The sequence below is a fragment of the Flavobacteriales bacterium genome, assembly GCA_020635855.1.
Classification (GTDB): Bacteria; Bacteroidota; Bacteroidia; order JACJYZ01; family JACJYZ01; genus JACJYZ01.
The window spans coordinates 1,171,093-1,193,883 of record JACJYZ010000002.1 but is presented as its reverse complement, the minus strand read 5'-3'; the positions used below and the strand labels follow the sequence as shown (position 1 = coordinate 1,193,883).

At 47.8% G+C, this 22,791-nt stretch carries 18 protein-coding genes and 1 pseudogene; 11 read left to right on the top strand and 8 right to left on the bottom strand.

The features are described 5' to 3' along the window. Window positions 1-7: 7 nt before the first annotated feature. From yajC to H6585_04935, 3 genes are read right to left on the bottom strand one after another with little or no spacing between them, the layout of a single operon-like run. Window positions 8-343 carry a preprotein translocase subunit YajC gene (gene yajC / locus H6585_04945; GenBank protein MCB9447675.1) on the bottom strand — a complete coding sequence of 112 codons (336 nt, stop codon included), beginning with the start codon at window positions 341-343 and terminating at the stop codon, window positions 8-10. A 34-nt stretch (window positions 344-377) separates the two neighbouring features. Beyond that, window positions 378-857 carry a DUF1573 domain-containing protein gene (locus H6585_04940; GenBank protein ID MCB9447674.1) on the bottom strand — a complete coding sequence of 160 codons (480 nt, stop codon included), beginning with the start codon at window positions 855-857 and terminating at the stop codon, window positions 378-380. Between the two features lie 41 nt (window positions 858-898). Then, window positions 899-1,840 carry a transcription antitermination protein NusB gene (locus H6585_04935; protein ID MCB9447673.1) on the bottom strand — a complete coding sequence of 314 codons (942 nt, stop codon included), beginning with the start codon at window positions 1,838-1,840 and terminating at the stop codon, window positions 899-901. A 147-nt stretch (window positions 1,841-1,987) separates the two neighbouring features. Between H6585_04935 and H6585_04930 the strand changes: the two genes are divergently transcribed. The 9 genes from H6585_04930 (at window position 1,988) to H6585_04890 (ending at window position 11,012) form a co-directional block, all read left to right on the top strand. Continuing rightward, the gene (locus H6585_04930) at window positions 1,988-3,802 is read left to right on the top strand and encodes an ABC transporter ATP-binding protein (GenBank protein ID MCB9447672.1); all 1,815 of its coding nucleotides are present in this window, start codon (window positions 1,988-1,990) and stop codon (window positions 3,800-3,802) included. 138 nt (window positions 3,803-3,940) lie between these two features. Further along, window positions 3,941-4,372 (top strand): PUR family DNA/RNA-binding protein, encoded by a 432-nt coding sequence (locus H6585_04925; GenBank protein MCB9447671.1) that lies wholly within the window; start codon window positions 3,941-3,943, stop codon window positions 4,370-4,372. A gap of 651 nt (window positions 4,373-5,023) precedes the next feature. Beyond that, window positions 5,024-5,710 (top strand): metal-dependent hydrolase, encoded by a 687-nt coding sequence (locus H6585_04920; protein MCB9447670.1) that lies wholly within the window; start codon window positions 5,024-5,026, stop codon window positions 5,708-5,710. 10 nt (window positions 5,711-5,720) lie between these two features. After that, the gene (locus H6585_04915; protein ID MCB9447669.1) at window positions 5,721-6,530 is read left to right on the top strand and encodes a ParA family protein; all 810 of its coding nucleotides are present in this window, start codon (window positions 5,721-5,723) and stop codon (window positions 6,528-6,530) included. Further along, window positions 6,527-7,414: a ParB/RepB/Spo0J family partition protein gene (locus H6585_04910; protein MCB9447668.1), complete on the top strand. Its 888-nt coding sequence runs from the start codon at window positions 6,527-6,529 to the stop codon at window positions 7,412-7,414. The genes H6585_04915 and H6585_04910 overlap by 4 nt, the downstream gene beginning before the upstream one ends. Before the next feature lie 11 nt (window positions 7,415-7,425). Then, window positions 7,426-7,980, top strand: a complete 555-nt coding sequence (locus H6585_04905; protein ID MCB9447667.1) for a hypothetical protein — start codon at window positions 7,426-7,428, stop codon at window positions 7,978-7,980. Window positions 7,981-8,040: 60 nt separating this feature from the next. Then, window positions 8,041-8,766: a 4-hydroxy-tetrahydrodipicolinate reductase gene (gene dapB / locus H6585_04900; GenBank protein ID MCB9447666.1), complete on the top strand. Its 726-nt coding sequence runs from the start codon at window positions 8,041-8,043 to the stop codon at window positions 8,764-8,766. A 64-nt stretch (window positions 8,767-8,830) separates the two neighbouring features. Then, complete coding sequence (gene lepB / locus H6585_04895; GenBank protein ID MCB9447665.1) at window positions 8,831-10,372, top strand: signal peptidase I; 1,542 nt, start codon at window positions 8,831-8,833, stop codon at window positions 10,370-10,372. Between the two features lies 1 nt (window position 10,373). Beyond that, a complete protein-coding gene (locus H6585_04890; GenBank protein ID MCB9447664.1) occupies window positions 10,374-11,012 on the top strand; it encodes a WbqC family protein in 639 nt (212 codons plus the stop codon). 158 nt (window positions 11,013-11,170) lie between these two features. Here H6585_04890 and H6585_04885 read toward each other — a convergent pair whose 3' ends face one another. The 3 genes from H6585_04885 to H6585_04875 all read right to left on the bottom strand — a co-directional run bounded on the left by H6585_04885 (window position 11,171) and on the right by H6585_04875 (window position 13,340). Next, on the bottom strand, window positions 11,171-11,299 hold the full coding sequence (locus H6585_04885; GenBank protein ID MCB9447663.1) for a T9SS type A sorting domain-containing protein: 129 nt from the start codon (window positions 11,297-11,299) through the stop codon (window positions 11,171-11,173). A 24-nt stretch (window positions 11,300-11,323) separates the two neighbouring features. Next, a complete protein-coding gene (locus H6585_04880) occupies window positions 11,324-12,127 on the bottom strand; it encodes a hypothetical protein (GenBank protein ID MCB9447662.1) in 804 nt (267 codons plus the stop codon). Between the two features lie 89 nt (window positions 12,128-12,216). Beyond that, a protein-coding gene (locus H6585_04875; GenBank protein ID MCB9447661.1) for an IS3 family transposase occupies window positions 12,217-13,340 on the bottom strand; the annotation gives its coding sequence in 2 pieces (ribosomal slippage) (window positions 12,217-13,088 and window positions 13,088-13,340; 1,125 coding nt in all). A gap of 196 nt (window positions 13,341-13,536) precedes the next feature. Between H6585_04875 and H6585_04870 the strand changes: the two genes are divergently transcribed. Both H6585_04870 and H6585_04865 read left to right on the top strand, forming a co-directional pair. Beyond that, entirely contained in the window at window positions 13,537-20,016 is a 6,480-nt protein-coding gene (locus H6585_04870; protein MCB9447660.1) for a hypothetical protein, read from the top strand. 158 nt (window positions 20,017-20,174) lie between these two features. Next, the gene (locus H6585_04865; GenBank protein ID MCB9447659.1) at window positions 20,175-20,786 is read left to right on the top strand and encodes an RteC domain-containing protein; all 612 of its coding nucleotides are present in this window, start codon (window positions 20,175-20,177) and stop codon (window positions 20,784-20,786) included. Window position 20,787: 1 nt separating this feature from the next. Here H6585_04865 and H6585_04860 read toward each other — a convergent pair. Both H6585_04860 and H6585_04855 read right to left on the bottom strand, forming a co-directional pair. Then, window positions 20,788-22,142: pseudogene (locus H6585_04860) on the bottom strand (IS3 family transposase). A 73-nt stretch (window positions 22,143-22,215) separates the two neighbouring features. Further along, complete coding sequence (locus H6585_04855; protein ID MCB9447658.1) at window positions 22,216-22,689, bottom strand: DUF4265 domain-containing protein; 474 nt, start codon at window positions 22,687-22,689, stop codon at window positions 22,216-22,218. Between the last annotated feature and the right edge of the window lie 102 nt (window positions 22,690-22,791).

Sequence of the window (22,791 nt, the reverse complement as noted above, 5' to 3'; positions counted from 1 at the left end):
ACGATGTTTATTTGGATGATCCGGGCGGGCTTGTCTCTTTTGAGAAATCCATGGAGATGGCGCTCTTTTCCACCTTCAGGCGGTTGCCGCCTTCCACCTCAAGGATACATACATTTTCCTTCACTTCTGCGATCTTGGCATGAATACCACCAATGGTGATGACTTTATCGCCCGGCTTCAGGCCCTCTTTGAACTTCTTTTGTTCTTTGGCTTTCTTGGCCTGCGGGCGAATCATGAAGAAATAGAACACGATCAGCATCAGTCCGATCATGATCATGGTTTGGGATGAACCACCACCGGAGGGAGATGCAGCCTGAAGGAATATGGTTAATGTTTGTGACATGAATGAAATCGATTAGGGGGTATAAGAAAATAAATTACTCGGTTGCTTCACTACCGGGGGCAGCCACTTCACCGTAAAGTTTCAGGGTGGTTCTGTTCGGTTGTGTGTTGGCGAGGATGGTCACCGTTTTTTCCTGGCGGCCGCTTTTACCGTCGCTGTCGAATACCACGTCAATGGTACCGGTTTCTCCGGGGGCGATGGGTTGATCGGGCCACTTGGGTACGGTGCAACCGCAGCTGCCTGTAGCGTTGGAGATGATCAGGTCTGCTTTGCCATTGTTCTTGAACGTATAGGAGTGGGCCACTTTCTCTCCCTGGGTGATGGTACCGAACCCGTAGGATGGCTCGTCAAACTCCATGGTAGGCAAGTCGGCAGGGTCTCCTCCGTCGGCGCTGGCCGGATTTTCCACCAGGCCCGGTGAAAGGTCTTCGGTTGCTTGTTCTTGCTGATCACCTCCACAAGACATCAGGGTCAGGAAAGTGGCGGCAGCCAGAAAATTGAGATAATTACGCATGGTACTGAAATTTTGCAGATTAGAGATTCACGTTATCGGATTCATTCCACCAGGCCCCGACCCGTCTTTTTGATCTCCTGGGCGGTTCGGAGTTCGGCGAGTATTTTATCGAGTACGCCGTTCACAAACACTTTGCTTTTGGGGGTGCTGTAGTATTTTGAGATATCGATGTACTCGTTCAGGGTCACTTTCACCGGAATGGTAGGAAAGTCAACGAACTCACACAATGCCATCTTCATCAGGAGCATATCCATCATGGCAATGCGGTCGGCATCCCAGTTGCGTGTTTTATCTGCGATGAGCGATGAAAAGCGTTCATTGCCGCCAATGGTTTTGTTGTACAGCGATTTCACAAAATCCTTCTCCTCTTTGTCGAGCACAAACCAATCCTGGTGCGGCAATGCCTCTTCTTCCCCGGTCAGATCCTGGATCACCTTGATCACCTGGGCACAGGCGAACTCAAAGTCATCCACCCAGAAAATACTTTGTTCTTCAAAGAACTGGAACACACTTTCGGAAGGTGCGATCACTCCGTTGATCATGAAGATCACAAGGCGTTGGTCTGCGCCGTAGCTACTTTCGCTGTCGGTCATGTACTCCCTGTAGCGTGAACTTTCCTTCAATGTATTGTACAACCTCCTGACGATGGTGTCATCGGGCCAGTGAATCCTGCGGTTGGCAGGTAGTTTCATCACCTCTTCCGTATTCCGGATTTGGCGGAACACGCGGTTATCAATGAAGCGCCGGTTTGGATTGAGGTCTTCGGCTGTGGGCAGCAGCTTGAGTTTGGCATCCGACAATTGCTTCTCAGCAAAGTCAGATACCTCCAGCAACAACAACAACAGATTCAGGTATAGGTCCCACGTTTTCTGGATGCTGAGCATCAACTCCTTTTCACCTGCAAGCTGGTCTTTCCGGTCGGATTGTAGAAAGGCATACAATGCCTGCATCACTTTCACCCGCAAATGTCTCCTGTTCAGCATACCTCAAAAGAACAATTCATTTTCGAATACTCAGATAATGGCTAATTTTGGCAACCACCAAAAACGATGGATGTGTTTGGTGTGCAGCAAATGTAATGTAATTTTTCCTACCGGGAAGGGAATCCTAAGGGATAAAAGATCGGGGTCATGCGGGAGCTTAGATATCTCAATACATATTTTCGCAAGTACAAACTCAGGCTGTTGCTGGGTGCCCTCTTCGTTGCCGTATCCAATGTATTCGCCATCTTTCCCGCCCAGATCATCCGTCACGCGTTCGACCTGGTGGGCGATACCATCAGCACCTACCGGCTTTTTAACGGCTTCGGACTTCAGGCAGACCTGTACGAATCCCTGGCCTGGGTGCTGTTGCTGTTCGGAGGAATGATTGTTGGGATGGCATTGCTGAAAGGCCTCTTCATGTTCTTCATGCGTCAGACGCTGATCATCATGTCAAGGTTGATTGAGTTCGACCTTAAGAATGAAATTTTTGCCCACTACCAGAAACTCGACCTGGCCTTTTACAAACGCAACAACACCGGCGACCTGATGAACCGGATCAGCGAGGATGTCTCGCGCGTGCGCATGTACATAGGTCCGGCGATCATGTACTCCATCAACCTCCTATGCATTTTCATATTCGTGGTGAGCACAATGGTATCGGTGAATGCCGAACTGACCATGTATGTGCTGATGCCATTGCCTGTGTTATCGGTCATCATCTACTTCGTCAGCAACCAGATCAACAAACGCAGCGAGGTGGTACAGCGCAGGCTGTCTACCTTGTCCACCTTCGTACAGGAAAGCTTTTCCGGGATACGTGTACTCAAGGCCTATGTACGAGAAGACGAATGGAACAAACGGTTCGGCGACCAGGCGCAGTCGTACATGACCGAGTCGCTGAAACTGGTAACGGTGAATGCCTTGTTCATGCCGGCGATGACCTTGCTGATCGGGCTCAGTACGGTCATCACGATTTATGTAGGCAGCATGGAGGCATTGGCAGGAAGGGTATCATTGGGCAACATTGCCGAATTCGTGATTTATGTGAACCTGCTCACCTGGCCATTCACGGCGGTGGGCTGGGTAACTTCCATCATCCAGCGGGCGGCGGCATCGCAGCAACGGATCAACGAATTCCTGAAAACAGAACCTGAGATTCGCAACACAGGCACCCTGCTTATGCCGGAACACGCCGGAATCGAATTTTCTCATGTGACCTTCACCTACCCCGATTCGGGCATTACCGCATTGCAGAACATGTCCTTCCGGATCAAAGCCGGAGAATCCCTGGCCATTACAGGTCGCACGGGGTCGGGTAAATCCACGCTGGCCCACCTGCTGTGCCGCTTGTACGAGCCGGATGAAGGCCGGATCCTGGTGGGCGGAACCGACATCCGAGAGATGAACCGCGACGCACTCAGATCGAACATGGGTTATGTACCCCAGGATGTATTCCTGTTCTCCGACACGATCGGGAATAACATCGCGTTCGGATTGAAAGATACGCAGGCCGGTAATGCAAAGGAAAAACTGCAACATGCAGCACGTCAGGCAGGGGTATACGACAACATCATGGAGTTCAGGGAGGGTTTTGAAACACGCATCGGAGAAAGGGGCATTACATTGTCGGGCGGACAAAAACAACGGGTGTCGATTGCCCGCGCCATCGTGCGTGAACCGCGCATCCTGATCTTCGACGATTGCCTGTCGGCCGTAGACACGGAAACCGAAGAGGCCATCCTGCGGAACCTGAAAAAGGTCATGGAAACCAACACCTCCATCATCATCAGTCACCGGGTGTCTTCACTGAAAAACGCCGATCGCATCCTCGTGCTCGACCAGGGAGCCATTGTAGAGGAAGGTTCGCACGACGAACTGATCGCAAAAGGCGGCGAATACTTCACGCTGTACCAAAAACAATTAAGGGAAGACAGGCAGCGGAATTTGTCCGACGCCACGTAAGAGATTTCCGCTGTTTGTCGGTTTTTTCTCTACCAACGAATATTTTTTCCGGATAAATGTTGTTTCTGGAAAAAATTCTCTAAGTTTGCTTGAACAACATTCAACCATTTAACGGATTCTAAACCAATAGCGAGCAAGATGGAAGATTTTGAAAAGGACCAGAAGCAGAACCAGGAAGAAATTTATTCCAAGGTGGTAAGGGCAGGCAAAAGGACTTACTTCTTCGACGTGAAATCTACCAGATCAAACGATTACTACCTGACCATTACCGAAAGCAAGCGTCGTTTCAGCAACGACGACAACAAGTTCTTCTACGAGAAGCACAAACTCTTTTTGTATAAGGAAGATTTCGACAAGTTCAAGGAAGGGCTGGCCGAAACCATCCTGAAAATTCAGGCGCTTCAGGAAGAAAATCCTGTTCAGGAAACACATGACAGGGAGCCATCGGAAAACGGACACCGGAAAGAGGAACACGCTTCTTCTTCCGTGAATGCTTTTTCAGATGTGAGCTTTGAAGACCTGGGCAAAGAGCACGAGGAAGAAGTCGCAGAAGAAACTTCCCGTCACTAAAACATTTCTTCGCACACGATCGAACAGCCTTGTTGCCGAATGGCAGCAGGGCTGTTTTGTTTTGGGGGGTGCTCCCTGCGGGAGTGTAAATGGGCTGCGCCGTAAATACGCTGCGCTGTCAGAAGCTCCTTACAGTCGCGTAAGTACGCTGCGCTGTCAATTGCTCCCTCCGGTCACGTCAATGACATCCGGCCACGCATTGACTATTGACCACTCCCCCTCCTCCAACATTTTCCGGACACCAACTTGCTTGCCCGTCCGTAGCTTTAGGGAAGGCGGGAAACTTGCGACTTGAAACTTGAAACTCGCGACTTCCTGTGGCGTACCCATGGCACGCAAGAACCTACCATCCAAATGCATGCCACCAATGTGTTGCTCCTATGGAGCAGGCTGCCCACCAATCCTTAACAGCCAACTTGAGACTTGTAACTTGAGACTTGAGACTACCTATGGCATATCATCCATGTACGCCGAACAAACCACCCGCCTTCGCTCCGCTACGGACGGGCAAGCAAACTACCTTTAACTTATCAACACCTGTGTATAAATATCCGCTATAAACACTGGATAAAGTCTTAATTTTAACATGCCGGAAATAAACCCTGGCCGGCGACATATGGTTGCTTTCGGGTTCGCTTAAACCAGATTGAAATGAAGATCACTTACTACGGACATGCATGCTTCTCCCTGGAGACCGGCGATACCCGTATACTGGTTGATCCCTTCATTTCACCCAACCCGCTGGCAAAAGCCATTGACGTGACCACCATCCAAGCCGATTACATCCTCATCTCCCACGGACATGAAGACCATGTGGCCGATGCATTGGCCATCGCCAAGCGCACCGGCGCCATGCTGATTTCCAATTACGAGATCGTGAACTGGTTCGCTGCACAGGGCATCAAACATACCCACCCCATGAACCTCGGCGGAAGCAAAACGTTTCCTTTCGGCAGGGTGAAGTATGTGAATGCCGTTCATTCCTCCGGACTACCCGATGGAACCTACGGGGGCAACCCCGGTGGGTTCGTGATCGAAACGGATGAAGGCACCGTCTACTATTCCGGAGATACGGCCCTTACCATGGACATGCAGCTGATCAGCCGCAACCACAAGGTAAACCTGGCCTTGCTGCCCATCGGCGACAACTTCACCATGGGCGTTGATGATGCACTGGTGTGTGCCGAAATGGTGGGATGCAGGAAAATACTCGGACTCCACTACGACACGTTTCCCTATATCGTCATCAACCATGAGGAGGCGCGCGGGAAAGCCAAAGCCAAACAAATCGAACTGCTTTTGCCCGCCATCGGGGAAAGCGTTAACGTTACAAATTAGCTTATAGCAAATGGGAAAGATCATTGCGGTTGCCAATCAGAAAGGAGGCGTCGGAAAAACGACGACCGCCATCAACCTCGCTGCCGGCCTCGCTGTACTTGAACACAAGACACTGGTGGTGGATGCGGACCCGCAGGCCAACTCCACCTCCGGGCTCGGGTTCGACCCGCGGAACGTGACCACCAGCATTTACGAGTGCATCACCAACGACATGAACCCGGCCGATGCCATCTTGAAAACCGATACCCCGAACCTCGAACTCATCCCCGCCCACATCGATCTGGTGGGTGCGGAAATCGAGATGATCAACCTGCCGCAACGCGAGTACATGATGAAGAAGTCGCTGCAGAAGATCAAAGACGACTACGCCTTCATCATCATCGACTGCTCTCCGTCACTCGGCCTGGTAACCATCAACGCCCTGACCGCAGCCGACTCGGTGATCATCCCCATCCAGTGTGAATACTTCGCCCTGGAAGGTCTCGGCAAACTGCTTCATACCGTGAAGATCGTTCAGCAACGCCTCAACATCGACCTCTCGATCGAGGGCCTGCTGCTGACCATGTACGATGCCCGCCTGCGCCTGTCGAACCAGGTGGTGGAAGAAGTGAAGACCCACTTCCAGCAGATGGTGTTCGATACCGTCATCCAGCGCAACACCAAACTCGGTGAAGCACCCAGTTTCGGGAAGACCATCATCATGCACGATGCCACCAGCAAAGGTTCCATGAACTACCTGAACCTGGCCAGGGAAATCCTGCAGAAAAACGATATGACGCGCATGAGAGAATCGGATAAAATCATTAACATTGAAGAATGAGCGGAAAAAGAAATGCCTTAGGAAAGGGGCTTAGCGCCCTCTTGGAAAACGCCGGTACCGACATCACCACAGGGATCGGAGCGGAAGATGCGGAAAAGGTAGTTGGGGCCATCGCCCGCATACGCCTCGACCAGATCGAGGTGAATCCGTTCCAGCCCAGGTCTGAGTTCGACCAGGAGAAACTGGATGAGCTGGCTGCGTCCATCAAAGAACACGACATCATTCAACCCGTAACCGTACGCAAACTCGGTTACGACAAGTATCAGCTGATCTCAGGGGAACGTCGCCTGCGTGCCGCACAAATCGCCGGTCTCACCGACATTCCGGCTTACATCCGCGTGGCTAACGACCAGTCGATGCTGGAGATCGCCCTGGTGGAAAACATCCAGCGTGAGAACCTCGACCCCATTGAAGTGGCCATCTCATGCAAGCGACTGGTAGACGAGTGCAAACTCACCCAGGAAGAGGTGAGCGAGAAACTCGGCAAGAAACGCTCCACCGTTGCCAATTACCTGCGCCTCCTGAACCTGCCGATCGATATCCAGCAAGGCATCCGGGAGGGCAAGATATCCATGGGACACGCCCGCGCCATCGCCGGTGTGCCCGATGCAGAGCAGCAAATGAAGCTTTTTCAATCGCTGCTCAGTCAACAAATCTCCGTACGTGAAGCGGAGGACATGGCACGCAAAGCCATGCCCAAAAAAGTGAAGGGTGCCCCTCCGCCGGTATCTTTCGAAATGCAGAAGCTGAAGGAAGAACTGCGACAGTCGTTCGGCACCAAAGCCCAACTCTCCATCCAGGGTGAAAGCAGGGGAAAGATCACCCTTCCTTTCAAAACCGCTGATGAACTGGAATCCCTGCTGAAGAAGCTGGGACTGGCCTGATCCGGATGGCCATGCCCCGCACGATCCGGTCCCTCGCCCTTGGCTCGTTGCTGTGCCTGATCTGTTTCAGTGGTCACGCACAGGACTCCACAGCAGCGAAACAACCGGAACCGTTTCATTCTCCGAACAAAGCGGCGATCATGTCGGCGGTGCTACCCGGGCTCGGACAGGCATACAACCGCAAATACTGGAAGATACCAATCGTATACGGCGCTTTCGGAGGGCTTACCTATTTCGCCCTTTACAACAACAGCAAATACCGGCTCTACAGAGACGAGTACGTGGCCAGGATTAACGAAGACTCCGTGAACATCGACCCCGCACTCAGCTGGATCCCTACCGACAACCTGCGTTCGGCTCAGTCAACTTTCCGCCGGTACCGCGACTTCGACTTCATCCTGATGGGCGTGGTGTACACGCTCAACATTGTGGATGCTGTGGTGGATGCCCACCTGTATTACTTTGATGTGAGTGACGACCTGTCCCTCGAATGGCATCCTTCTTTGCTCCCCGTTCACTCGTCTTACCACCGAGCACCGGGCCTCACCCTCACCCTGAGGTTGTGATTTTTTCTTTTCTTTGAACCTTCAAAATATTCATCACCCTCAAGCGTAAGTTAGTATCACATGAACATTGCCATCATCGGTTTGGGAAAAATGGGACGCATCATCCGTGACATCGCCCTTGAGCGCGGCCACCAGGTGCCGGTAACAATAGACAAGGACAACCTGAACGACCTGAAAAGCGAAGCATTCAAAAAAGCGGACGTGGCCATTGAATTCACCACACCCGGAACCGCCGTTCCCAACATCATGGCCTGCCTGGATGCGGGTGTACCTGTGGTGGTGGGCACCACCGGGTGGATGGATCATCTGCCTGAAATATCAAAAGCTTATCAAGACAAAGGCGGTAGCTTGTTTTACGCCTCGAACTTCAGCATCGGGGTGAACATCTTCTTCCAGGTGAACAGGAAGCTGGCCGAACTGATGAACCCGCATACGAGCTACGATGTGACGATGGAAGAGATCCACCACATCCACAAAGCGGATGCACCCAGCGGCACAGCCATCACCCTGGCCGAAGGTATCCTGGAAAACGTCGACCGGAAATCGGCATGGTGCCTGGCCCCTTCCCTGCCCTACAAAGCCGAACAGCTGCAGATCGCAGCCCTTCGCACTGCAGAGGTGCCGGGAACGCATACCATCCGCTGGGAATCCCCCATCGACGACATCGAAATCAAACACACAGCAAAAGGTCGCCAGGGATTTGCCCTTGGTGCGGTCATCGCCGCCGAGTGGCTGAAAGGACGACAAGGCGTTTTCAACATGCCCGACCTGTTAAAAAATGCTTGAATAACCGAACAAGAAACAATATACGTCGGACCAGGCGCGTCCGTACACCAAAATACCATACGATATGTCATCTGAAGGAATCATTTGGATCCTGATACTGGTTGCCATCCATGCCGGATTATGGAAGATCTTTGAAAAAGCCGGTAAGCCCGGATGGATCGCCTTTGTTCCATTGCTCAACTACTACACCTGGCTGAAGATCCTCAAACGCCCCTGGTGGTGGCTCATCATCCTGGCATTACCCGTTGTAGGCATCATCATGTTGGCGGTGATGATCGTGGACCTGATGAACGCCTTCGGCCGAAAGAAATTAAGCGAACAAATGGTGGCCGTGCTGCTGCCCTTTTACATGCTGCCCAAGATCGGCTTTTCCAAAGAAGATAAATTCCTCGGCCCCCCTTCGCAATCCGAGGGGCAACGCTCCGCTTCCACCGAATGGAGGGATGCCATCATCTTCGCCGTGATCGCAGCAACCATCATCCGCACCTTCGGCTTCGAAGCATTTACAATTCCTTCTTCTTCCATGGAGAAGACGCTGATGGTGGGCGACTTCCTCTTCGTGAGCAAAGTCAACTACGGGCCGCGTGTGCCCAACACACCCATCGCTTTTCCCTTTGCCCACCACAGCTTCCCGTTCAGCAGCATCCGGGCGTATGTAGACTGGAGTCCGATCCCTTACCTGCGGCTGCCAGGATACGAGAAGATCAAAAACAATGACATCGTGGTGTTCAATTATCCGATGGAAGATTTCCGGCCGGTGGACAAGCGCGAGAACTTCATCAAGCGCTGCATCGCCATTCCGGGTGACACCCTGTTCATCGACAACCGCCAGGTGTACATCAACAGCAAGAAAGCAGAGACGCCACCCCATGCGCAGTTCACGTATGACATCGCCACAAACAAGCAAACCATCTTCAACGACCGGCAACTTTACGACATGGGCATTTCGGCCGACGAGGGCGGCTATGTATCCGAAGCCGGTGACCCGCGTAATTACAACCACTTCATCTACCCGCTCACGCAGGAGTCGATGAACAAACTGAAGGAACTACCCGGCGTGGAAGACATCAAGGTTCGTTGCAAGCCCAAGGGCAAGTTCGAGTCGGGGTTCCCTCCCTCACCCATGTATCCGTGGAATGTGGATAATTACGGGCCGCTCGTGATCCCGCAAAAAGGCGTCACCATTTCCATCAATAAGGAAAACCTGGCCATTTACCACCGGCTGATCACCGTATACGAAGGGCATACCGTGGCCGTATCCGGCAACGACATTCTCATTGACGGCAAAGCCACCGACAAGTACACCTTTGCGATGAACTACTACTTCATGATGGGTGACAACCGCCACAACTCGGCCGACTCCCGCTACTGGGGCTTTGTTCCGGAAGACCACATCGTGGGCAAGGCGGTGTTCATCTGGATGTCGCTGGATCAGCATGCCAACTGGCTGCATAAGATCCGTTACAGAAGGCTGTTCACCTTCATCAACAGCGGTGATTTGTCCCGGTCGTACTTCATCCACTTCCTGGTGATTGTTGTGCTGATCTCCGCCGGCACCAACATCTACCGGAAAAAGAAGGAGAAGAAAGCCAACGACGCAGCCTGACATGCCTTCCGATCAACTGGTTCTTTCCACCGCCTTCTTTCCACCGGCGGCATACTTTGCCGAAATCGCACGTGCAAGAGAGGTGCTCATCGAAGCGCACGAACACTACGTGAAGCAATCATACCGCAACCGTTGCTACATCTACGGTGCCAACGGCATCCTTCGGCTGACCATCCCTGTGAGCCATGGCAAGGGAGAGCACACGCCGGTGAGTGAGATCCGGCTTGACAACTCCTACGACTGGCGCAAGATGTTATGGAAGTCCATCCAAACCGCCTATCGTACCAGTCCGTTCTTCGAATACTACGAAGACCAGCTGCTACCCGTGTTCATGCAAGATGAAGACTTCCTCTTTCCCTGGAACCAGGCTTTGCTTACCCTATGCCTCCGGCTGCTGGAGATCAATACACCGGTACATACCACCGAAAGCTACATCCCCGAATACCCTGCCGATGTGCGTGACCTGCGCCGCATCCACCCCAAGGGCGCAAGCCGCGGACTGGTGCTGGAACCGCTGGCACATACGCCCTACCCGCAGGTGTTCAGCGGAACACATGGCTATATTGCCGGACTGAGCATATTGGATATGCTGTTTCATGTGGGACCGAGGACGGGAGACCAATTACTAATTAGGGATTAGGAATTAGGAATTGAGAATCTGTTCCAAACCCGAAAGCGGAAGGTGTGTAGGGTCTGGTGTCTGAAGTCTAGCATCTGATGTCTAATATCTAGCATCTAACATCCTAAAAAAAGGCCGCCCGAAACGGACGGCCTTTTTTGCATACGAACGAAGCCTGATTACTCCTTCACAACTTTTTGGATAAACACCTGCTGGGGTGTGGTGAGTTTCACCAGGTAGATGCCTTTTGGCTGCACGCCGAGGTCGATCTGATCTTGGGTGAACGTCGCATACGATTGCTCAAACACCACCTTGCCGGTCAGGTCGAATACCTAGAGAACGGCTGTATTCACTTCGCCATCCACTGCCACATTCACCGATCCGTTGGTGGGGTTCGGGAAAAGTTGCAAGCTGGTAACCGGCGACAGCACCACATCCTTCAATTGAATTTCCTGTTTACCGGCACCCATGCCACCGCCGGAAGCACCACCTCCGGTGGCGCCGCCACCTCCTGTACTACCGGAATGTTCCTGGTACACGATATGGTATGCTTCTGTTGGCAACAAGCAGCCATCGTTGGACCAAACCACCCTTTTAATCTTGTAATATTTGTTGGTTTGAAACACCACCGACGGATTGGTGGTGGAGAAGTCGATCTCCCCATCTCCGTCATTGTACTCAGGCCACCAGCCCGATGGATTGCTTTGCACCGTTGCAATGACATTGTGGGCCGGCGTACCATCCACCTCATAGATATACCAGGCTTCTCCCATGCCCGAAAGCACTTCGTTAAACGTAACCCGAACTTTGTAGGTATTGCCCCCTGCATAGAAGTAAGGAGGATACACATTGAAATTTTTGTTCATGGTGAGGTACGGGCTCTTGGACACCGTGATGCAGTCAGTGGTTTTGCAGCCCGTGTTCATGTCGGTGATCTCCAGGCAGAAGCTACCGGGACCCGACGGGGTGAAAGAACCGCTGGTGGAGATAACTTGTCCGACCCCCTGGTACCACTTGTAAGACACCATGCCACCGGGGTTGTAGGGCGCGTGGTTGTACAGGGTTGGATAGGGGTCTCCGTCGCACATGACCACATCCGGACCGAGATCTACCTGCGGCGGTGTGAGCACATTCACGGTGATGCTTTTGGTACCCTGGCAACCGGCGCCGCTGGTGGCGGTAACGGTATAGGTGGTTTTGTAAGCTCCCCATTTTCAGGACATCGCTAAACTAACAAACTTTCATCTTCTTCTGATGATTCCTTCAAGGGGCTAGCCCCTTGAAGGAATTTTTCTGCGTACATCACCGGTGGCAGACCTTTGAGACCATCGTGTGGCCGGTGATGGTTATAATCTTCTTGCCATATCTGGGAAGCGACCCGGAGTTGATCCAGGTTCTCGAAGATGTGCGCATCCAGTACTCCTCTGCGATAGGAGCCATTGAACCGTTCTACATAAGCGTTCTGCGTGGGCTTGCCGGGCTGGATATAGATGAACTCAATCTGATGAGCCTCGCTCCATTGCTGAGTAATCTGCGCAACCAATTCCGGGCCGTTATCCATTCTGATACGCTTGGGCTTTTCTCTGCGCCTGATCAGGTGATTCAATACCCATATAACCCTTTTGCTCTTCAGTGAGTAATCAATCTCTACATCCAGAATCTCCCGGTTGGCATCATCAATGACATTAAAGCAACGCACCTTACGGCCGTTCTCCAAACGGTCTTGCATGAAGTCGATGGACCAAGTGTGATTCAACTCCCGGGGAACTTCCAATCGACGTTTTACTCTGGCCGGCAATCGCTTCTTTGTTTTTCTGCGCATGGACAGTCCAAGCTTTTTGTATACCCTGTAAACCCTTTTGTGATTCCACGATTCACCTTCCAGGCGAAGTCGCCCGTAAGCCTTCCAAAAGCCCTCGCGGGGGTGGGCTTCGGCTTTGCTTAGCAATGCGTCTTCAATGACCTTATCGTCTTTGATCGATTCATAGTAAATCACCGATCGTGATACCTGCAATACACGGCACGCCCTGCTGATACCGTAACAGGATAGTTCATTGGCAATCGATCGCTTCTGGCAGGGCTTTAAAGCTTTTTTGAGATGATCTCCTTGGCCATCTGGTGATCCAGCGCCAACTCTGCATACATGCGCTTGAGCTTCGCATTCTCTTCTTCCAACTCCTTCAAGCGCTTCAGGTCACTGGCTTCCATGCCTCCGTATTTCTTCTTCCAGCTATACAATGTGGCCTGGCTGATGCCGTGATCACGACATACCTCAACGGCCGTTTTGCCTCCTTCATATTCCTGAAGGATCTTGACAATTTGATGGGCGGTAAACTTGCTCTTTTTCATACTTGACAGTTTAAATTTACTACATTTCTAAACTGTCCTGTTTTTAGGGGAGCTTACAATAATACTGACTTATATCATACTTTTTCTATTCAACAAGGCTATTTTTGCAAAAACAAAATCTTGATTTTTATCAACAAAAGCAACTTTTTGTCTTATTATACGTATGAGGAAAATAGTATAACTTAGCACCCATTAGATGTATAAAATAGTCTTAAAACCTAATATGATAAGACGTGTTGCATTATCAGCAATAAATACCCTTTTACCCCCCCCCCCCCCGAATTTTTCAATCATAAGAAGCCCTATAATGATGGTAACGGCAAGACCAAAATTATCCCCCTATTTGACATATATTCTACTTGCCATTATCTATCTATGTTTTATTATACCGAATACCTTTGGGCAAACAACATATACTTGGAATGGAAGCAATTCTTCTGCGTGGAATGATAACTTAAACTGGACACCGAATACAGGATTTCCTTTAGCAGCAGATGATGCTGTCATTACCTCATCAGGGTTTTCTCCTGTGCTTGATGCCACTCGTTCCATAACCAATCTTACGTTGAGTTCCGGAACGTTTGATCTAAATACATTCATTTTAACAATTACCGGAACTGCCACCTTTACAAGCGGTAATGTAAATAATGGTACAATCTCCCCGGCAGGGACAAGTGCGTCTTTCGGTGGTACAACTTTTGGAGCAAACGTATCGGCTAATTGTGCTACTATACTTTTAAATGGAAGCACTTTTAATGGAATAACAACTATTGAAAAAAACGGGGCTGCAAATAATACCTGCACTGGGAACAACACATTTAACGGTGCCACTACCATTATCAATAGTGGCACAGGATGGATACGGTTATCCAATACTACCCGCGATATTTTTAATGGCGATGTAACTTTTACAAATACTGGAACCAGCTTAATCTACCCGGCTTATAACGATGCGACCGGCACACAATTCAATGGTAATATAGTAGTAAACTGCACCGCTGGAACCGGGATCTATTTCGGGCAAGGAAGCGGGATAGCAACGCTCGCTGCAACAAAAACCATTACTGTGGGAGGCACTGGATTCACAATAGGTTCCTTGCGCTTAAGAAATTTTACCCAAACAGGTGCTACCTCACAAGCTTTGACCCTCACAGGTACTGCTGTTTTGTATTTCCAAACAGGAACTACATTTAATGGAGATGTTACTGTTGCAAGTCCTCAACTATACCTGAATGGTACTACATTTAACAGTATAACCACACTCGAAAAGAATGGGGCAACGGACAATGCAGGTATCGGAGGAAATACTTTTAATAATACTACAACAATTATTAATAGTGGAACGGGGTATCTTTTATCAACCAACACCACAGCTGATATTTATAATGCCGATGTTACTTTTACTGCTACAAATACGGGGAGAATAATTTCTGTTCAGAATGGAGTAAACACACAATTTAATGGCAACATCATTGTGAACAGCACAGCCGGCGGCTCAGTTGAAATAGGGAATAGTACAGGGACGTCAACACTTGCAGCGGGCAAAACTATTTCTATTGGCGGAAGCGGATTTTCCAACGGCACACTTGAACTTAGAAACTTTACGCAAACCGGTGCGACAGCACAATCATTCATACTAACAGGCACTTCAATTCTTCAACTTGGTTCCGGCTCAACATTCAATGGAAATGTAAATTTTACTTCCCCCCAGCTTTACCTCAATGGATGCACTTTTAATGGCACTGCCACTCTTGAAAAAAGTGGAGCGACCAATAACGCAAGTGCTGGTAATAATACTTTTAATGGCACCACTACCATTACCAACAGCGGAAGCGGGTATATATATCTTTCAAACACAACAAGAGATCTATTTAATGCCGATGTAACTTTTACAAGTACTGGATCAAATTTGATTTACCCCGCATACAATGATGTAACCGGAACTCAATTTAACGGTAATATTATTTTAAACAGTACGGGAGCTTCAACAGGCATCCGTTTCGGACAAGGTACCGGAACAGCCACATTGGCAAATACAAAAACCATCAGCATCGGAGGCAGCGGTTTCTCATCAGGAAATTTATACATCAGAAATTTTACTCAAGTTGGAGCAACCGCCCAGTCAATGACCACTTTTTCAGGCACAGTTATAGTATATCTCCAAACCGGGAATACTTTTAACGGAAACGTAACTTTTACTGCTCCGCAGTTGTATCTCAATGGAACCACATTTAATGGAACTGCGACTTTGGAACAAACAGGAGCAACCAATACCAACTGTACCGGAGGAAATACATTTAATGGAGTTACGACTATTACAACAAGCGGGAGCGGTTATCTCTCATTAGCATATACAAATCCTGATGTATTTAATGAAAATATTATTGTAAACAATCCCGGTGGAGGTGGTGTCAGATTTGGGCAAAATACTGGAACTGCCACCCTTGCGGCAACAAAAACAATCACCATTGGAGGCGGTGGATTCACTGCTGGTAATTTAATGTTTCGCAACTTCACGCAAACAGGAGCCACAGCCCAAAATTTTACTTTAACAGGTACAGCAATATTATATTTTCAGACAGGAACTACTTTTAACGGAGATATTTCTGCTGTTAGTCCACAACTCTTCTTGAATGGAACTACTTTCAATGGGGTCGCTACACTTGAAAAGAATGGAGCTACTAATAATGCAGGCATAGGAGGAAATACTTTTAACGGAATCACTACAATCATTAACAGCGGTTCAGGATATTTGATGACAGGCAATGGAACAGGGGATAATTTTAATGCTGATGTTACTTTTACCAATACAGGAGCTGGTATTTATGTAGCTTACGCAACTGGTGCCACCGCATTCAACGGTAATATTATCATTAATAGTACCGGAACAGTGGGAGTTCAGTTTGGCCAGGCAGGGGCCGGGACAGGGAGCTCTACGCTTGCTGCGGGTAAAACCATATCTATTGGAGGCAGCGGATTTTCAGGTACTGGTACACTTTTATTGCGCAGTTTCACCCAAACCGGGGCAACAGCACAATCGTTGGCATTAACTGGCACAGCTATACTTACTATAGGCCCTTCATCTTCGTTTGGTGGGAATGTTACTTTCACAGCGCCACAGCTTTATCTGAACGGATGTACTTATAGTGGCACCGCTACACTTGAAAAAAATGGAGCTACTGATAATGCAAGTACCGGAGGAAATATATTTAACGGGATTACCACTATTACCAATAGCGGATCAGGATATGTACGTTTGTCGAATACCACTTATGATATTTTCAACAGCGATGTAACTTTCACAAACAGCGGATCAAATTTAATTAATGTAGCATATACTGATGCAGTAAATCCTACTCAATTCAATGGAAACATTATTTTAAACAGTACAGGATCCTCAACAGGTATACGTTTCGGACAAAATACGGGAACAGCTACGTTGGCAAATACAAAAACCATTTCCATTGGAGGCAGCGGTTTCTCATCAGGAAATCTATACATAAGAAACTTTACCCAGACTGGTGCAACAGCTCAAACGATGACTACTTTCGCAGGCACGGTAGCATTATATCTTCAAACAGGAAACACCTTTAATGGAAATGTATCATTCACAGCCCCTCAGTTATATCTCAATGGAACCACATTTAATGGTACTGCAACATTAGAAAAAAGCGGGGCAACCAATAATAATGGAGTAGGCGGGAATACCTTTAATGGCGCTACGATTATTACAAACAGCGGAAGCGGATACCTCCGCCTTTCCAATACTACCCGCGATATTTTTAATGCCGATGTAACCTTTACCAGCAGTGGGTCTAATTTAATTTATGTAGCTCAAAACGATGCCACAGGAACACAATTCAATGGTAATGTTATTTTAAACAGTACCGGAACTTCAACGGGTATTCGTTTTGGTCAGGGCACTGGTACTGCCACGCTGGCAAACACAAAAACCATCAGTATCGGAGGCATCGGCTTTTCATCAGGCAATTTATACCTTAGAAATTTTACTCAGACCGGCGCAACCGCACAGACGATGACCACTTTCTCTGGCACAGTAGCATTGTATCTTCAAACAGGAAATACTTTTAACGGAAATGTTACATTCACGGCTCCGCAATTATATCTCAATGGGACAACATACAACGGGACAGCTGTACTTGAGAAAAGTGGAGCAACAAACAACGCAGGTGCAGGAGGAAATACATTTAATGGTGTTACAACTATTGCCAATAGCGGAAGCGGATATCTTATGCTTGGCAATGGCAACACTGATAATTACAACGCAGATATTACATTTACAAACACAGGTTCAAACTATATTTATGTGGCTTATGCTACTGCTGCTGCAACTTTTAATGGCAATATAATTGTCAATAGTACCGGGTCTTCACTGGGTGTTTTATTTGGTTCAACAACCGGAACAGCCACACTGGCAAATACTAAAACCATTAGTGTTGGCGGTAGTGGTTTTTCCACAGGAACGCTGTTACTAAGGAACTTTACTCAAACAGGAGCAACTGCACAGGCTTTGACATTGACTGGCACAGCCATTTTAACAGTTGGTACAGCAAGCACTTTTAATGGTAATGTTAATTTCACCTCCCCCCAGCTCTTTCTTAACGGATGCACTTATAACGGAACTGCTACGCTTGAGAAAAATGGGGCTACGAATAATCAAAGCGCAGGAGGAAATACTTTCAATGGAACTACAACAATTACTTGTAGCGGAAGCGGATATATTTTACTTGCTAATTCCACCAGAGACATTTTTAATGCTGATGTTACCTTTACAAATACAGGTTCAAATTTGATTTACCCTGCATATAATGATGCAACCGGAACCCAGTTTAATGGCAATATCATTTTAAATAGCACTGGGACTTCAACAGGAATCCGTTTTGGACAAAACACTGGTACAGCCACTTTAGCGAATACAAAAACCATCACTATTGGAGGCAGCGGCTTCTCATCGGGAAATTTATACATAAGAAATTTTACACAGACAGGAGCAACTGCTCAAACAATGATCACTTTTGCAGGCACGGTAGCATTATATCTTCAATCCGGGAACACTTTTAACGGAGATGTTACCTTCACGGCTCCACAATTATTCCTCAATGGAACAACATTTAATGGTACTGCTACCTTAGAAAAAAACGGAGCCACTAATAACACAAGTACCGGAGCAAATATATTCAATGCTACTGCCACCATAAAAAACAGCGGAACGGGAATTATGTATTTGGCCAATACCACAGCGGATGATTTTAATAGCTCCGCAACATTTATTCAAACAGGTGCAGGCACTTTATATCCTGCTTACAATACTAACTGCACTTTTTCAGGTGATATTTCAACCGTTGGAACTGTAACAGCCATTACATTTGCTCAGGCAGCCGGAGGCAGGATAACTATTGATGGCAATGGAGTACAAAACTTTAATGGTGCATCGGCACAAAAGCCGGTTGTCAGGAGAATGAGCATGACCACCTCTGGAGGAGGGACATTAACACTCAATGTTCTGGTTGATATCAACATTGATTTAACGATGACCACCGGGAATATTGTTACAACCTCAGTAAATCTTTTAACGCTAACCGATGAAAGTGTAACAACTACTGTTGGCAGTGCCGGCAGTTATATTGACGGTCCTATGGCATACATAATGTCTCTTAACGGAACAAGCACCTTAAATTTTCCTGTGGGTAAGGGAGGCGACTGGAGACCGGTGGTTCTTACTCCTACACACAATGCTGCAACAGCATATACCTATACTTCAGAGGTAATCAATTCTTCGGCAGCTGCTTTGGGATACACGTTGCCCGGAACAGTTGATAAAGTTTCTTCCGTAAGATACTGGCAGATTGACCGTACTCCATCAATCAATGCAAATCTGACCGGTGCAACAGCCCGGCTTTATTATGGAAGTACGGGCAATGGTGATGGAGTTACGGATTATACCAATCTTACCGTGTGTAAAACGAATGGAGCTGGCACTGCATGGCTCGATGCGGGAGGAACGGCAACAGCTAATAATGACGGGAATATAATTTCCAATTCCTTTACTTCCTTCAGTAGATTTACTCTGGGTAATTTGAATGGGGGTGCAAATCCTTTACCCATTGAGTTAATTTCATTTGATGCGAAAATGATTGATAACGGGGAAGTAAATACAACATGGATTACCGCAACCGAAACTAATAATGATTATTTTACCATTGAAAAATCTACTGATGCCTTGCATTTTGAAATTGTTGGCAAAGTTAAAGGTGCAGGTAACAGCACAGTTCCACACAACTATTCTTTAATAGATAAAAATCCGTATTCGAGTATTTCTTATTATAGGTTAAAACAGACCGATTTCGATGGTAAGTTTACATATTCTGATTTGGTTGCTGTTGAAAGTTCTGAAAAATTTGATTTTAATGTATTTCCAAACCCTACGACTAATGGTGATATTAATCTTAGTATCGTGGGAAATGAAAATGATGAAGTTTTAATTATTGTTAACGATTTGTTGGGAAGGAATTTTTATTCCAAAATTTTTATTCTGAATGATAACGGGAACGCTATTATTGCATTAGACAAATTGGAAAATCTTGTTCCGGGGGTGTATAACATTTTTGCAACGAACAATGAGAAATTGTATAACCGAAGAATTGTAATAAGGTAAATTGTGTTTTCTTTTCATAGTTGATTTTGGTTAATCAGCTAAAGGAGGGCCAATATGAGTCCTCCTTTTTAATTTTCAGATTTTCCTACTATGGAGGAAGGATTCATTCATAAATGAAATGATGTCTTTTATCACAACGATTAAAAGCATGTAAAAACTTGAAGAAGGTCATAAATACACTAATAGATGATTTAGAAAAAGAGTTAAAGCTCATTGAGAGCGAGGAGAGTAATATCCTCAAGAAAAGTGAACATTCTATATATAAAATTCAGGAGTGCCTCAAGAGTCTTGAAAAATTTGCGATCTCAAACAGATTTAAAAATACTCAGGAAGAAATATGTTTTTTTAAAGAATTAAAACCTCGTATATTTTCTAAGCTGATTTATTATGTACGGATTTACAACATAGAATCAAAGCGTCCGAATGGTAGCGATAGAGTTCAAAAAAAATATTTGATGAATGAGTTAGATCGCTTAAAGAGTTTTTTCGATAACAATCTTGAATTTTATCAATACTACCGAACCGGAGCAACGTACCTTGACGATAAATATTTTGTTCGAGGGAAACATGATATAAGGCTCTCGCTTGATACTTTCTTTTTTGCTACCAATTCTAAATTTTCTACAAGCCACGATTATAAGGTATCAAAAATCTTAGCCAACGAATTACTCAGGATTTATCTGAATGCAGAACTGACAGCCTTAGAACGGAAGGAAGAGCATCCATTGTGCGTCTTAAAACAAATCCGGACAAAAGGCGATCTAATTTAAGTCATAGATTTAACATTTGCTGACGGTGGTATTTTCTTCTTTGTTTCATGGTTCTTTCTTTGATTTGTTTTCGTCTGGCCAGGATCTGTTTATCCCTGCCGAAGAATACGTCGGCAGGGGTGAGATTTTCCAGTGATTCATGGTATCTACGGTTGTTGTAATATTCAATGAACTCAGCCAGTGCCTGGCGCAACTCATCGGGTGAATAGTAGTTGTCCAGCTTGATCACATTCTTCATGGACTGATGCCAGCGCTCGATCTTTCCCTGGGTCTGTGGATGACGGACTCTTCCGCGCACATGCTTGATCTCTCTGTCCTGGAAGAAGTCAGCCAGGTCTTTGGCGATGTAACACGGGCCATTGTCGCTGAGTACTTTGAGAGACTGTGTGGTTTTGTCAGGAACCACACCGGTGATCTCAATGGCCTTATCGATATTGCGCTGTACGTCATCGGCTGCCATGTTGGTGCATAGTTCGGCATGGATCACGTAGCGGGAGTAATCATCCAGTACCGTGCAGAGGTAATACCATCCCCAGTGTCCCACTACTTTCAGGTAAGTGAAATCGGTCTGCCACATCTGGTTGACCCGGGAGGTCTTGTCTTTGTACTGGTTGGCAGCATGATCCACCACAAAGGCCGGTGCAGTGATCAGCCCTCTTTCTTTGAGAATGGCATGCACGCTGGACTCGCTGATATACCAGCCCCGGTGATCTACGATGTGCCAGGCCAGTTCTCTGGATGAGAGGTCTTCCATGTCCAGGGCCAGCTCTACCACCTCCTGGCGTTTCTCATCGGGGATCCGGTTCCACTGGCTTCTTGCCGCCCGCTTCTTGGGAGCCAGTCCTTCAAACCCTTCCCGCAGATACCGGTCGTACCAGTCATAGAAAGTCGCCTTGGGAATGTCCAGCTCTTTCAGGGTGGCCCGTACGCTCAGATCACTGTTTTCCACTATGGAAATGATCTCCATTTTCTCTGATTGACTGTATCGCATATACCGCTGCCTTTTTAAGCGTCCCCACTCAAACTTTTTTTTAGGACCCTATTCTGCAGGGTGAGCTCGGCGACCACTTCTTTCAGCTGGCTGTTCTCCTTGCGGAAATGATCCACTTCGGTGGTGTTGGCCTCTCGGAGGGTATCTCCTAAAAGCCGTTTCTTACCGGCTTCCAGGAAGTCTTTACTCCAGCGATAGTAGAGGTTGGCGGCAATGCCTTCACGGCGACATATCTCTGAAATAGACAACTCGCCTTTGAGGCCTTCCAGTACGATTCTGATTTTCTCCTCAGCGGAGAACTTGCGGCGGGTCCTGCGTTTGATCTCACGGACTACCGCTTCGGGACTTTGATCTTTCTTTTTCATGTTTGGACTGTTTTTCAAGGTTCCGGTTTTTTACCTTGAAAGCTAGCTTTCAAGGTAAAAAACTGTGACTAAACTATTGTACCTTAACAGTCCGAATTTTGCTTACGCTGGACACCCAGCGCTTCTCGAATTCGCCGGCATCCAGAAACCGCTTCACTTCCCAGTAGTCTTTGTCTTTGGGAATGTGCACGGCAATCAGGTGTTTCACATGACTTACCTCCCAGTCACATCCCATGGCGGTGAATGCGGCACATACTTCATCGATCGTACGTTCATCAAACACCACCAGCCGCACCACGCTGTTGCCCGAAGGCCGCACGGTATTTTTCAGGCGCAACGTGTCTCCGTCGCTTGCGACTTCCACCACATCATCCATCGCAAGGTTCCTTGCAAAAAACGGGATGCTGGCCACCACATAATGTTCACCGGTTTGCGTGGCCCATACGCTCTCCGTTTTGCGTTCACCGTCTTCTTCATACACGACCAGCACACGGTAGCGCATGGCTTTGCCTTCCATGTGGTCGCGGGTATGGGTGGATTTGTTCATGATTGGAATGGTTGAATACGATCAGAAACTCTCGGCTTCTGACCGGTTAAATATAAAAGAAAGGAGAAATGATGTCAACTTCCGGAAGTGTGTTCAAACAAA

Bases quoted from the DNA above. Each gene is read 5' to 3' on its own strand.
- yajC (MCB9447675.1), bottom strand. From the start codon at position 343: ATGTCACAAACATTAACCATATTCCTTCAGGCTGCATCTCCCTCCGGT.
- H6585_04940 (MCB9447674.1), bottom strand. From the start codon at position 857: ATGCGTAATTATCTCAATTTTCTGGCTGCCGCCACTTTCCTGACCCTG.
- H6585_04935 (MCB9447673.1), bottom strand. From the start codon at position 1,840: ATGCTGAACAGGAGACATTTGCGGGTGAAAGTGATGCAGGCATTGTAT.
- H6585_04930 (MCB9447672.1), top strand. From the start codon at position 1,988: ATGCGGGAGCTTAGATATCTCAATACATATTTTCGCAAGTACAAACTC.
- H6585_04925 (MCB9447671.1), top strand. From the start codon at position 3,941: ATGGAAGATTTTGAAAAGGACCAGAAGCAGAACCAGGAAGAAATTTAT.
- H6585_04920 (MCB9447670.1), top strand. From the start codon at position 5,024: ATGAAGATCACTTACTACGGACATGCATGCTTCTCCCTGGAGACCGGC.
- H6585_04915 (MCB9447669.1), top strand. From the start codon at position 5,721: ATGGGAAAGATCATTGCGGTTGCCAATCAGAAAGGAGGCGTCGGAAAA.
- H6585_04910 (MCB9447668.1), top strand. From the start codon at position 6,527: ATGAGCGGAAAAAGAAATGCCTTAGGAAAGGGGCTTAGCGCCCTCTTG.
- H6585_04905 (MCB9447667.1), top strand. From the start codon at position 7,426: ATGCCCCGCACGATCCGGTCCCTCGCCCTTGGCTCGTTGCTGTGCCTG.
- dapB (MCB9447666.1), top strand. From the start codon at position 8,041: ATGAACATTGCCATCATCGGTTTGGGAAAAATGGGACGCATCATCCGT.
- lepB (MCB9447665.1), top strand. From the start codon at position 8,831: ATGTCATCTGAAGGAATCATTTGGATCCTGATACTGGTTGCCATCCAT.
- H6585_04890 (MCB9447664.1), top strand. From the start codon at position 10,374: ATGCCTTCCGATCAACTGGTTCTTTCCACCGCCTTCTTTCCACCGGCG.
- H6585_04870 (MCB9447660.1), top strand. From the start codon at position 13,537: ATGTATAAAATAGTCTTAAAACCTAATATGATAAGACGTGTTGCATTA.
- H6585_04855 (MCB9447658.1), bottom strand. From the start codon at position 22,689: ATGAACAAATCCACCCATACCCGCGACCACATGGAAGGCAAAGCCATG.